The following is a 12,910-nucleotide window of genomic DNA, read 5'->3' on the forward strand; positions in this document are numbered from 1 at the left end:
CGCACGAGTTCCCCGGACCCCCACGGGTCCGGGGAACTCGACTTTCCGAGGAGATTCGTGGTGAAGCACGTTCTGGTGGTTGGTGGACCCAGCTCCACCCTGGACAAGCTGGACAAGCTCGGGGTTCGGTACTCGATGGTGCAGATCCCGCGCATGGTGGACGAGCGGCAGTTCGGCGGTGCCGAGCGCTACGCGGTGCTCGACTACCGCGACCTCGGCGAGCTGTCCGCGGTCGCGCGGGCGTGGCACGCCATCGATCCCTTCGACGCCGCGGTGTCCTTCACCGAGTACGGCCTGGAGCCCGCCTCCCGCATCGCCCGCGATCTCGGCATCGCGGGCGACAACCTCCGCGCGGTGCTGGCGACGCGGGACAAGACGAGGACGCGCGCGCTGCTCAACGAGCACGGCCTGAGTTCCGTCCGGCACCGCGTGTGCGCGACCCTCGAGGACGCCCGCGCGTTCTTCCGCGAGCTGGGTGGCGATCCCATCGTGCTCAAGCCCACCGACGGCGGGCTCAGCGAGGGTGTCTTCGTCGTCGAGGCGGAGGACGAGCTCGACGAGCGGTGGGCGTGGACCAGCGCCGCCGCCTCGGGCACCGTGCTGGCGGAGGAGTTCCTGAACGGTCCCGAGTACAGCGTGGAGACGATCTCGTTGGACGGTGCGCACGAGATCGCGATGATCACCGAGAAGCTGACCACCGAGCTGCCGCGGTTCGTCGAGCTGGGCCACCAGGTGCCCGCCCGCCTCGACCCGGCCGTGCGCGCGCGGGTCGAGACCCTGATCCTCGACTTCCTCGACCTGATCGGCCAGACGACCGGCCCCGTGCACACCGAGGTCCGCGTGACGGCGGCCGGGCCGAAGCTCATCGAGTCCCAGACCCGCGTGGGTGGCGACCAGGTCTGGGAGCTGTGCGAGATGGTGAGCGGCATCGACCTGATGGCCGAGGGGATCGCCCGGCAGGTCGGGCTGCCCGCACCGGCCAGGACCCCGGTCGCGCCCGCCGCGGCGATCCGGTTCTTCGGCCACGAGAACGTGCGCGTGCTCGACGTCCAGGACGTCGCGTCGGCCGAGGGCGCGCGCGGTGTGGTGCGCGTGGTGTGCTCGCTGGAGCCGGGGCAGGAACTCGGGCCGCTGGAGTCGTCCAACTCCCGGCAGGGTTACGTGCTGTGCACCGGTGACGACCCGGAGGACGCGGTCGCGAACGCCGAGGCCGCTCGTCGCCTGGTGCGGGTGAAGGTGGAACCGCTGGCATGACCAGGACCGCACCGCCGCCCGTCGACAGCGCCTACACGCGCCGGGCGACGACCTACGTCGTCACGCACTACCTGCTGGTGTACCTGGGGTACTACGGCGTGGTGTCCACGCTGGTGGTCGCGTTGACGGCGGCCTCGTTCAACACGGCGCAGATCGCGGCGCTGGTCGTGGTGTTCTCGCTCACCAACAAGATCGCGAACATCCCGCTGGCGCCGTGGCTCGACCGCATGCCGGCCGCGCAGTCGGTGCTGCTCGGCTGTTCGATGGCGGGCGTGGGCTTCGTGAGCCTCCGCTTCTCCTCCGGCATGACGATGACCGTGCTGTCGCTCGCGTTCGCCGGCGCGGGCATCTCGATCAACGCGCTGGCGACCAAGCAGCTCGCGGCCGCGGCCAGCGACCGGATCGCCAACCACTCCACGCTGTTCTCGCTGATCAGCATGGGTGTGAACATCGCGGCCGCGGTCGCGGCGCCGGTCGCGCTGTTCTTCGTCGACCGCGAGATGCACGACCAGGTGCTGCTGGCCATCGCGGCGATCTACGTGGCCGCCGGCGTCGTGGCGTTCCTGCGGCGCGACACCGTGCGGACGCGGCGGACCACCAAGGCCACCTCGTTCCGCAGGTACCTGGACGTGCTGGTGGAGCCGGGGATGCGCCGGTTCCTGCTGATCAACTCGTTCTACTGGATCATCTACGGCCAGCTGTTCACCGTGCTGGCGGTGTACGTCTCGTCCACGCTGGGGTCACCGAGGCTGCTGGGCTGGCTCTACACGGGCAACGCGCTGCTGGTGGTGTTCCTCCAGCTGTTCGTCACCCGCTTCGCGAACAGGGTCGCCAAGGGCAGGGCCCTCACCATCGTGGTGCTGTCGTACGGGCTGTTCGCGGTGTCGTTCCTGACGCCGCAGCTGGTGCCGGGCTACCTCGGCGCGGTCCTGTTCGTCGTGCTGTTCACGATCGCCGAGATGATGTTCGTGCCGAGCGGTGACGTGCTGATCGTCGGCCTGATCAACCCGGAGAGCCGGGCCGTGGGGTACAGCCTGTTCGCCATCAGCACCGCGCTGGGCGAGGCGCTGGGCTCCGGTGCCGGTGTCGCCGCGTACCGCTACCTGGTCGACCAGGGCCGGGGCGGCTGGTTCTGGGTGGCCGCCGCGGGGCTCGCCGTGGTGTTCGCCGTGATCACCCAGAGCTTGCGGGGCACGTCCCTGGCGGGCAAGTGATGGTTTGATCGACGCATGGTTGAGGTGAGCCCGTTGCGTCAGGACGATCGAGCGGCATGGGAGGTGCTGGCCCGCGCGTACAAGGACTTCTACGACACCGAGGTGCCGGACACCGGGTACGACGAGGCGTGGCGCCGTCTCGGGGAGGGCACGGAGCTGTTCGGCTTCGCGGCCCGGCTGGACGGTGAGGTGGTGGGCATCGTGCACTACCTGTTCCACGCCAACGTCTGGTCGCCCGGCGCGTGCTACCTCCAGGACCTGTACGTGGACGAGAGGGCGCGGGGCCACGGTGCGGCACGCGCCCTCATCGAGCGGGTGGCGCGGGAGACCGAGGAGCGCGGGCTGTCGCGGCTGTACTGGAACACGAAGCAGGACAACGCCCTCGCCAGGGCGCTCTACGACAAGGTGGCCAGGTTCCGGGGTTTCATCACCTACGAGTACAAGTTCGACTGACACCGCACGCGAGAGGCCCTCGACCGCACTGGTCGAGGGCCTCTCGCGCTGGTCGCGGGTGACCGCGCCGCACCGGCCTCGGGGTCAGCGCGGCGACGCCGAGAACGGGTCCGCCATGCCGACGACCACCTTGCGCGCGCCCGTGAACGGGGCACGGCCGTGCGCGGCGAGCATGTTGTCGAGCAGCAGGACGTCCCCCTCCCGCCACGGGAACTCGATCATCTCCGCGTCGTAGGCCGCGCGCAGCTCGTCGAGCACGTGCGGCTCGATCTCGGCACCGTCGCCGTAGTAGGTGTTGTTCGGCAGGTTGTCGGCGCCGAGCGCGTCGGTCAGCGCCGCCGCCATGTCCGCGCCGAGCGTGGAGACGTGGAAGAACGTGATGTGGTTGAACCACACCCATTCCCCGGTCCTCGGGTGCTGGGACACCGCGGTGCGGTGCTGCCTGGTGCGCAGCTCCCGCGCGGAGCGCCACTCGGTCTCGATGCCGTTGGCCGCGCAGTACCGGTCGACCTCGGCCGGGTCGTCGGTCTGGAACGCCTCCTGCCAGCTCAGGCCGAGGCCCGAGCCGAAGTTGCGCACGTAGAGGTAGCCGCGTTCGGCGAAGTCGTCCCTGATGCGGGCCGGGATCCGGTCGTGCACGCGGCGGCAGTCCGCGATCGGCGTCATGCCGCCCCCGCTCGCCGCGGTGAGGCAGCAGAAGCAGATCCGCAGCGGCCAGACGAGGTTGTAGGACTGCTCGTTGTGCAGGTAGATCCGCTCGTGCGACGGGTGGTCGGTCGAGGTGAACACGTTGCCGTGCACCGCGTGCCGCGGCGAGGAGCGCTCGACGTAGTCCAGCGGCTCGCCGCAGACGGTCCGGACGACCCGCTCGAACGCCTCCGCCGTGACGCCGCCGAACCCGCGCAGCAGCACGGCGCCGTAGGTCGAGACCCGGTCCTGGAGCAGGTCGCGGGCGTCGGACGCCCAGTCCACCAGGTCGGGGGGCGATCCGACCGGCTCGACGACCAGCGGCATCGTCCGTCCGTCGACCAGCAGTCCCTCGGTGATCTCCAGCCCGGCGGTGGTGTGCTCAGCCATGGCAGTCCTTCCCGGCCGCCGCCCGTGGCGCGCGGCAGTGGTGGTCGAGTCCTCGTCGGGTGCCGCCGCTAGGAGCGCTGGGCTCCGGGCAGACCGCGCGGCAGCGACCAGGTGAGCAGGAGTGCGGCCACGGTGACGCCCGTGACCACCCAGAACGTGACGCCGAAGGCTTCGGCGCCGCCCGAGCCGATCTGCGACTGGAGCACGACGGCGAACAGGGCGGCGCCGAACGAACCGCCCACCCGTTGCAGGATGTTCATCGCGGAGGAGGCGCGCGGGATCGCCGAGTCGGGCAGACCGCCCTGGAACACCGCGGCCATCAGCGGGCTCACCGCGAGACCGAGTCCGGCGCCGCGCACCAGGAGCGCCAGCCACAGCAGCACGGGGTGCGGGTCGGACGGCAGCAGGGCGAACACCAGGGTGGCCAGCGACATCACCGAGAGACCGGCCAGCATCGCGGGGCGCGGACCGAGCTTGTCGGACAGCTTCCCGCCCAGGAACAGCATGAGCAGCATGCCGACGCCGTGCGGCGCGACGTCGAGACCGGCCTGGAGCGCGGTGTGTCCCCGCGCCTGCTGGAAGTACAGCGGGAACAGGTAGACCGCGCCGTAGAGGATCGTCCCGCAGACGACCATCATCGCGGACAGCGTCCAGAACCACCGGGACGAGAACAGCCGCAGGTCGATGATCGGCGTCACCGTGGTGCGCAGCGCGTGCACGACGTAGCCCCCCAGCAGGGCGAGCCCGCCGATCACGGAGACCAGCACGGCGGTCGAGGTCGCGCCCGAGGTCGGCACCCGCGACAGCCCGTAGACCAGCAGCGCCAGGCCTGGCGAGAGCAGCATCAGGCCGACGACGTCGAGCGTCTTGTCCCCCGCACCCTCGTCCGCGGGCAGCATCCGGGCCGCGATCACGCCCGCGACCAGGCAGATCGGCAGGTTGATGTAGAAGATCCACCGCCACCCGACGGTGTCCACCAGCAGGCCGCCCAGCGTGGGGCCGAACACCGAGGCGAACTGGGTCGGGATCGTCACCAGCGCCATCAGCCTGCCGACCCTGGTCGGACCGGCCGCGCGGGCGAGGATCATCTGCGCGAGCGGCACGATCATCCCGCCCCCGAAGCCCTGCACGACGCGGAACGCGATGAGCGAACCCGCCGACCAGGCCAGCCCGCACAGCAGCGAGGCACCGACGAACAGGCCCAGTGCGGACAGCCACATGGTCTTCGCGCCGAACCGGTCCACCGCCCACCCCGTCACCGGGATGACGGTCGCGATGCCGAGCAGGTAGCCGGTGATGATCCACTGGATGGTCGACACCGGCGTCGCGAAGTGCGCGCCTATGCCGTTGAGCGCCACGGAGACGATGGTCGCGTCCAGCGCGGCCGTGAAGGTGCCCACCGCGATGACGGCACCGAGCACGACCAGGCGGCGGTCGATCCGCTCGACCTCCGACACATCACTTGGCATGGTGGCATCTCCCCAGAGTCACTTGTAGACACCATGGCGGGTCACCGCCCGTACGTCAACACTCTTGCGCGGAGCCGAAAACACCCCTTCGGCTCGGGTGCGAACCCTGGTGTTGTTGTGCCATAGTCGGAAAGAAGCCGCGGTTCCACCGAACCCGGCGACACTGGGGCAACTACTGGGGAGTAGCAACCTTTCGCCGTGGCAGTGCCACGTGGAACGCCGTCGACGACGCACGCCTTGACGACGGTCCCGAGAAAGGATCGTCATGCACGACAGGCCTAGACCATCCGCGGCACAACTGTCCACAATGGACTTGAGTGATCCGGGGACGCACGCCGAGAACGACCTCACCGACGCGTGGCGGGAGCTTCGGGCCGAACAGCCCGTGCACTGGCACGCCCGGTCCGGTGGCAGGAGGGGGTTCTGGGTGTTGAGCCGGTACGACGCCGTGCTCGCGCTGCACCGCGACGACCGCTTCACCTCCGGGCGGGGCAACGTGCTCGACACGCTGCTGGCGGGCGGGGACTCCGGCGCGGGCAGCATGCTGCCGGTGACCGACGGGCCCCGGCACGCGGCCCTGCGGCGGTTGCTGCTCAAGGCGTTCACCCCGCGCGCGCTCGACGCGATCGGGGACCAGGTCCGCAAGACCACCCGCGGGCTGCTCGACGACGCGCTCGCCGCGGGCGAGGTCGACTTCGCGCTCGACGTGGCCGCGCACGTCCCCCTCGCCACGATCTGCGACCTGCTGGGCGTCCCCGAGGAGGACCGGCGGTTCATCCTCGACCAGACCAAGCAGGCGCTGGGCTCCGAGGAGGGCGGGCACTCGGCCGACGACTCCTGGCTGGCGAAGAACGAGATCCTGCTGTACTTCGCCGAACTGGCCGCGCAGCGGCGCGACGTCCCGCACGCCGACGTGGTGAGCCTGCTGGCGACCGCGCAGGTCGACGGCGTGGACCTCAGCGACGCGGACGTGGTCCTCAACTGCTACAGCCTGATCCTCGGCGGCGACGAGACCACCAGGCTGACCATGACCGGCGGCGTGCTCGCGCTGATCGAGCACCCCGACCAGTGGCGTGCCCTGCGCGCCGGTGACGTCGGGCTCGACGAGGCCGTCGAGGAGGTCCTGCGGTGGACCACCGCGACCACCCACCTCGGCCGCACCGCGCTGGTGGACACCGAGATCGACGGCGTGACGATCGCCGAGGGCGACGTCGTCACCGGCTGGACCTCCTCGGCCAACCGCGACGAGCGCGTGTTCACCGACCCCGACCGGCTCGACCTCGGCCGCAAGCCCAACCGGCACCTGGCGTTCGGGCACGGCCCGCACTTCTGCCTCGGTGCCCACCTCGCACGCGTGGAGATCGGTGTGCTGCTCGACGAACTGCGCTCGTCCGTCCGCTCCGTGCGGCAGACCGGCGCCCCCAGGTACTTCCACTCCAACTTCCTCTCCGGCGTGAGCAGCCTGCCGGTGGCGCTGGAGGCCGTCCGATGACCGACCTCATCACCCTCTTCGAGGCGCGGGTCGACGCGGACCCCGAGCGGACCGCCGTGGAGTTCGGCCCCTGGACGTGGACCTACGGCGACCTGGACGCGCGCGCCAACCGGCTGGCCAACCACCTGGTCGAGGCCGGGGTGGCCCGCGGCGCGTTCGTGGGGATCTGCACCGACCAGCGGTCGGACATGGTGGTCGCCGCGCTCGCGATCCTCAAGGTGGGCGCGGTGTACGTGCCGCTGGACGTCACCTACCCCGCCGAGCGCCTCGCCTGGATGGTGCGCGACGTCGGCCTCGCCGCCGTGGTGACCCAGCGCAGGTTCGCCGATCTGCTGCCCGCCACCGGGACCGCCGTCGTGCGGCTGGACGTGGACGGGCCGCGGATCGCCGCGGCGTCGCCCGCGCGCCCCGGCGGCCAGTCGGCGACCACCCCGGTCTGCCTGATGTACACCTCCGGCTCGACCGGGCTGCCCAAGGGCGTGCTGGTACCGCAGCGGGGCGTGGTGCGGCTCGTCGTGGACGCCTGCTACCTCACCGTCTCACCGGTCGACCGGGTCGCGTTCGCGGCGCACTTCTCCTTCGACGCCGCGCTGCTGGAGGTGTGGGGCGCGCTGCTGAACGGCGCGTGCCTGGTGGGGCTGCCCAAGGACGTCCTGGTCTCCCCGCGCGACCTGGCCCGGTTCGTCCGGCGCACGCGGATCAGCACGATGTTCCTGACCACGTCGCTGTTCAACGAGGTGGTGCGGGCGGACGCGACCGCGCTGGCGACGGTCGCGCGGCTCCTGGTCGGCGGTGAGGCCGCCGACCCGGACGCGATGCGCGCCGCGCTCGCCCACCACGGCGGCGGGGAGCTGCTGAACTGCTACGGCCCCACCGAGGCCACGACGTTCGCGGCCGTGCACGAGGTCACCGCGGTCGACCCCGGCGCCCGGTCGGTCCCGATCGGCACGGCCATCGACGAGACCGTCCTGCACGTGCTGGACGAGCGGATGCGGCCGGTCCCGGACGGCACGACCGGCGAGCTGCACATCAGCGGCTCCGGCGTCGCGCTCGGGTACTGGCGGCGGCCCGCCCAGACGGCGCTCGCGTTCGTGCCCGACCCGTTCGCCGGGGACGGCAGCCGGATGTACCGGACCGGCGACCTGGTGACCCGACGGCCCGACGGCGTCCTGGAGTTCGTCGGCAGGGTGGACGACCAGGTCAAGGTCCGCGGGTTCCGGATCGAGCTCGGCGAGGTCGAGAACGCCCTGCGCGCGCACCCGGCGCTCGACGCGGTCGTCGCCGCGGTGCGCGAGGAGCGGCCGGGCGACAAGCGGCTGGTCGCGTACCTGCTGCCCGGCGCGCGGGCGGCCGAGCACGTGCCCGCCACCGAGCTGTGGCGCACGCTGTTCGACGAGACCTACGCGGGGCCGGGTGCCGGTGGTCCCGGCATCGACGCGACCCGCTGGACCAGCAGCTACGGCAAGCCGTTCAGCGAGCTGGAGATGGAGGAGTGGCGGCTGAGCACGCTGCCCCTGCTGCGCGGGCTGCCGCACGACAGCGTGCTGGAGATCGGCTGCGGCGCGGGCAACGTGGCGCGCGACCTCGCGGCCGAGACCCGGCGCTACGTCGCGACCGACTTCTCCGCGTCGGCGCTGGAGCGGTTCCGCACCCGGATGTCGCGGGACGGCCAGCGGATCGACCAGCTGGAGCTGGTGCTCACGGCCGCGGACGACCTGTCCGGGATCGACCCGGACCCCGTCGACATGGTGCTGCTGGAGTCCGTCGTCCAGTTCTTCCCCGACCTCGACCACCTGCTGCGGGTGCTGACCGACGTCACCTCCCGCGTCCGCGACGGCGGCGTCGTCGTGGTCGCCGACGTGCGCAACCTGGCCCTGCTGGAGCACTTCCACGACTCGGTCGGCGACGACCCGGAGTTGGAGGACGAGCTGGTCGTGCACCCCGCGTGGTTCCGGGCGCTGCCGGGTCTCCTCGACCGGATCGGCCACGTCGAGGTGCGGCACAAGCGCGGCACCGTCGCCAACGAGCTGACCCGCTACCGCTACGACGTGGTGCTGCACGTGGCCCCGGCCTCGGCGGCCGAACCGGTCGAGTGGCTGGACTGGTCCGACGTGGGTGACCTGGAGCGACTGGCCGCGCTGGTGGCGGGCACGCGCCTGCTCGCCGTGGCCCGCGTGCCCAACGCGCGGCTGACGGCGGGCGGGGTGGAACCCGAGGACCTGTGGGTGCTCGCCGAGGGCGCGGGCCGCACGGTCGACGTGCTGCTGTCCGATGTGGACGCGATGGACGTCGTCTTCTCCCCCGCCACCGAGCCGCGACCGCTGGTGGCGCAGCGAGAACTCGACCGGCCGGACGTCCTGGCCAACGAGCCGCGCGCGGGCAGGCTGCGCCGCAGGCTGCCCGCGCTGGTGCGCGAACTGGCGCGGACCGCGCTGCCGCCGCAGATGGTGCCGAGCGCGTTCGTCGTGGTGGACCGGTTCCCGTTGTCCCCCACCGGCAAGGTGGACCGGGCGGCACTGCCCGCACCGGGCAGGACGGCCGCGGCGGAGGTCGCGCGGTCGACCCGGGGCGCGGTGGAGGACCTGATCGCGCGCATGTGGTCGGAGGTGCTCGGCGTCGACGAGGTCGGCGTGCACGAGAACTTCTTCGACCTCGGCGGGCACTCGCTGCTCGCGACCCAGGTGGTGTCGCGGATGCGCACCGCGTTCTCGGTCGACCTCCCGCTGCGCGAGATGCTGGACGGCCCCACCGTGGCCGGCCTGGCCGAGGTCGTGCGCGGCCTGGCGGGCACGGGTCGTGGCAGGAGGCTGCCCGCGGTGCGGGCGAGGCGGCACGAGGGCGCGAGCGCGCCGTCGTTCGGGCAGGACCGGTTCTGGTTCCTGGACCGGCTCCAGCCCGGCAACGCGCTCAACAACCTGGCGCTGGGCTTCCGGCTGCGGGGCGCGCTCGACGTCGACGCGCTGCGGTCCGCGCTGGACGTGCTCGTCGCCCGGCACGAGGCCCTGCGGACCGGCTTCCAGACCGTGGACGGCGGCCCGAGGCAGGTCGTCGTGGAGCCGGTCCCGATCGTGCTGCCGATCGTGCCGCCGGGCGAGGACCTCGACGCGACCCTCAGGGCGGAGGCGCGCAGGCCGTTCGACCTCACCGCCCCGCCGCTGGTGCGCGCACTGCTGGTGGCCATGGGCGAGCGGGACCACGTCCTGCTGATCACCGTCCACCACATCGTGTCCGACGGCTGGTCGCTCGGCGTGTTCTACCGCGAGCTGGCCGCCGCGTACGCGGGCGAGGCGCTGCCGGACGCGCCGCCGGTGTCCTACCGGGACTTCGCGGACTGGCAGCGGGACCGGATGACCGGCGACGTGCTGGCGGGCCAGCTCGCCTACTGGCGGGAGCAGCTGGCCGGGGCGCCGGAGCTGCCCGCGCTGCCGACCGACCGGCCGCGTCCGGCCGCGCAGTCCTTCCGGGGCGCGACCCACCGGTTCACGCTGGCGCCGGACCTGGTGTCCGCGCTGGAGGAACTGGCCAGGCGCCGGGAGGCGACCCTGTTCATGGTGCTGCTGGCGGCGGTCAAGGCCGTGCTGCACCGCTACACCGGCGAGCACGACGTGGTGCTCGGCACCCCCATCGCCAACCGGCTCCGACCGGAACTCGAAGGGGTGCTGGGGTTCTTCGTCAACACGCTGGTGCTGCGCACGTCACTGGCGGGCGACCCGACGTTCGACGACCTGGTCGACCGGGTGCGCGAGACGGCGCTGTCCGCCTACGCCCACCAGGAACTCCCGTTCGAGAAGCTGGTCGACGAGCTGGCACCCGCCCGCGACCTGAGCTACCCGCCCCTGGTGCAGGTGCTGTTCGCCCTCCAGAACACCCCCGGCGAAGGTCTGCGGCTGCCGGGGCTCGACGCGGAACCCGTGCACGTCGACCGCCGCGCGACCCAGTTCGACCTGGTGTTCTCGCTGGAGCAGGAGAGCGGCGGCGGCATCACCGCGACCATCGAGTACAGCACCGACCTGTTCGACGAGGCCACCGTGGTGCGGCTGGCCGGGCACCTGCGGACGCTGGCGGCCGGTGTCGCGTCCACTCCGGGCGCACCGATCTCGGCGCTCCCCCTGCTCACCGAGGAGGAGCACGCCCAGATCGCCGGGCTCAACGACACGGCCGCGTCCGACGACGGTCCGCGGCTGCTGCACCAGCTCGTCGAGGCGCAGGTCCGGCGCACGCCGGAGGCCACCGCGCTGGTGCACGAGGGCGAGAGCCTCACCTACGCGGAGCTGGACGCGCGCGCCAACCGCGTGGCCCGGTGGCTGAGGTCGCGCGGGGTCGGGCCGGAGAAGGTCGTCGCCGTCCTGCTGCCGCGCTGCCTCGACCTGCCGGTGGCGCTGCTCGCGGTGCTCAAGGCGGGCGGGGCGTACCTGCCGATCGACCTCGCCTACCCCGAGGAGCGGCGCGCGTTCATGCTCGCCGACTCGCGGGCGACCGTCGTGCTCACCGAGTTCGGGACCGCGCTCGACGAGGCCGTCGCGGGCCTGCCGGACGAGGACCCGCGCACCAGGGTCGACCCGGCGAACCCGGCGTACGTCATCTACACCTCCGGCTCCACCGGGCGTCCCAAGGGCGTCGTCGTGCCGCACTCGGGCGTGGTGAACCTGCTGGGCGACAGCACGTTCGCCGAGATGGTCCCGCGCGGCGAGCGGGCGAGCCTGTGGACGAGCACGAGCTTCGACGGGTCGGTCCCGGAGCTGTTCCTCGCCCTGGGCCGGGGTGCCGAGCTGCACGTCGTCCCCGAGCACCGGCGCACGGTGCCCGCCGACTTCGTGTCCTGGCTGGCCGAGCACGACATCAAGGCCGGGTACCTGGCGCCGTTCATGGTCGCCGAGGCCGCGAGCGCGCCCGCGCTGCCCGCGCTGCGCGGGCTGACGCTGGCGACCGAGCCGATCGCGGCGGGCACGTACGGCAGGCTCGCGGAGCGGCTGGACGGCTGCTACGTGGTCAACGCCTACGGCCCCACCGAGGCCAGCGTGGCGGCGAGCGCGTACGTGGTGCCGACTCCCCCGCCCGCCGACGGGATCCTGCCGATCGGCAGGCCGCTGCGCAACGTCCGGCTGCACGTCCTGGACGCGACCGGGGCGCCGGTGCCCGCCGGGGTGACCGGTGAGCTCTGGATCGCCGGTGCCGGACTGGCCCGCGGCTACCACGGCGACCCCGGTCTGACCGCGGACCGCTTCCGGCCCGACCCGTTCGGGCCGCCGGGCGGCCGGATGTACCGCACCGGCGACCTGGCCTGGCGCCGCGCGGACGGCGAACTCGTGTTCGCGGGCCGGGCCGACGACCAGGTGAAGCTGCGCGGGCTGCGGATCGAGCCGACCGAGGTGCAGGCCGCGATCGAGCGCCACCCCGGTGTGTCCGACGCGCACGTCACCGTCCACTCGGGGCGGTTGGTCGCCTACGTCGTCCCGGCGGACGGCACCGGTGTCGACGTGGACGACCTGCGGGCACGGCTCGCGGGGTCGCTGCCGCGGTTCCTGGTGCCGAGCCACTTCGTCGAGCTGGCCGCGCTCCCGCTGCTGCCCAACGGGAAGCTCGACCGCGAGCTGCTGCCCGCGCCGAGCACCGCGCGCTCCGGCAGGGGTCGCGCGCCCCGGACGGAGCTGGAGCGGCTGGTGGCGGGGATCTGGACCGACCTGCTCGGCGTCCGCGACCCGAGGGTCACGGACAACTTCTTCCGCGAGGGCGGGGAATCGCTCACCGCGGCCCGCGTCGTGGCACGGCTGTCGGCGGAGCTGGGGGTGGAGGTGCCGGTGCGGCTCGCGTTCGAGCACGAGACGCTCGGCGACCTGGCCGCCGCGGTCGCCGACGTGACCACCCGTCCGACGGCGTCGATCCCGCTGGTGCGGACGGCGCCGACCACGCTCGCGGAACTCGTCGCGGCCGACACGACCCGGAGGGCCTGA

The 12,910-nt window shown here is 72.5% G+C and carries 7 protein-coding genes; 5 read left to right on the plus strand and 2 right to left on the minus strand.

Going from position 1 to position 12,910, the window contains the following annotated elements; all coding sequences use genetic code 11:
• Positions 1–60: 60 nt before the first annotated feature.
• The 3 genes from VFZ92_RS13955 to VFZ92_RS13965 are packed head-to-tail and all read left to right on the plus strand — an operon-like array spanning position 61 to position 2,921.
• Positions 61–1,254, plus strand: a complete 1,194-nt coding sequence (locus VFZ92_RS13955) for an ATP-grasp domain-containing protein (RefSeq protein WP_330876323.1) — start codon at positions 61–63, stop codon at positions 1,252–1,254.
• Positions 1,251–2,468: an MFS transporter gene (locus VFZ92_RS13960; RefSeq protein ID WP_330876324.1), complete on the plus strand. Its 1,218-nt coding sequence runs from the start codon at positions 1,251–1,253 to the stop codon at positions 2,466–2,468. The genes VFZ92_RS13955 and VFZ92_RS13960 overlap by 4 nt, the downstream gene beginning before the upstream one ends.
• Positions 2,469–2,492: 24 nt before the next feature.
• A complete protein-coding gene (locus VFZ92_RS13965; protein ID WP_330876538.1) occupies positions 2,493–2,921 on the plus strand; it encodes a GNAT family N-acetyltransferase in 429 nt (142 codons plus the stop codon).
• 84 nt (positions 2,922–3,005) lie between these two features.
• Here the strand turns inward: VFZ92_RS13965 and VFZ92_RS13970 are convergent, their stop codons facing one another.
• Positions 3,006–3,998, minus strand: a complete 993-nt coding sequence (locus VFZ92_RS13970; protein ID WP_330876325.1) for a TauD/TfdA family dioxygenase — start codon at positions 3,996–3,998, stop codon at positions 3,006–3,008.
• 68 nt (positions 3,999–4,066) lie between these two features.
• Positions 4,067–5,467, minus strand: coding sequence for a DHA2 family efflux MFS transporter permease subunit (locus VFZ92_RS13975; RefSeq protein ID WP_330876326.1), 1,401 nt, complete (start codon positions 5,465–5,467; stop codon positions 4,067–4,069).
• A gap of 307 nt (positions 5,468–5,774) precedes the next feature.
• Between VFZ92_RS13975 and VFZ92_RS13980 the strand changes: the two genes are divergently transcribed.
• On the plus strand, positions 5,775–6,959 hold the full coding sequence (locus VFZ92_RS13980; RefSeq protein ID WP_330876327.1) for a cytochrome P450: 1,185 nt from the start codon (positions 5,775–5,777) through the stop codon (positions 6,957–6,959).
• A complete protein-coding gene (locus VFZ92_RS13985; RefSeq protein WP_330876328.1) occupies positions 6,956–12,910 on the plus strand; it encodes an amino acid adenylation domain-containing protein in 5,955 nt (1,984 codons plus the stop codon). The genes VFZ92_RS13980 and VFZ92_RS13985 overlap by 4 nt, the downstream gene beginning before the upstream one ends.

This window comes from Umezawaea sp. (assembly GCF_036375055.1).
GTDB lineage: Bacteria > Actinomycetota > Actinomycetes > Mycobacteriales > Pseudonocardiaceae > Umezawaea.

What these genes read in the sequence shown, in the direction of transcription:
- VFZ92_RS13980 (WP_330876327.1), top strand. Translation starts at nt 5,775, where the DNA reads ATGGACTTGAGTGATCCGGGGACGCACGCCGAGAACGACCTCACCGAC.
- VFZ92_RS13975 (WP_330876326.1), bottom strand. Translation starts at nt 5,467, where the DNA reads ATGCCAAGTGATGTGTCGGAGGTCGAGCGGATCGACCGCCGCCTGGTC.
- VFZ92_RS13985 (WP_330876328.1), top strand. Translation starts at nt 6,956, where the DNA reads ATGACCGACCTCATCACCCTCTTCGAGGCGCGGGTCGACGCGGACCCC.
- VFZ92_RS13960 (WP_330876324.1), top strand. Translation starts at nt 1,251, where the DNA reads ATGACCAGGACCGCACCGCCGCCCGTCGACAGCGCCTACACGCGCCGG.
- VFZ92_RS13970 (WP_330876325.1), bottom strand. Translation starts at nt 3,998, where the DNA reads ATGGCTGAGCACACCACCGCCGGGCTGGAGATCACCGAGGGACTGCTG.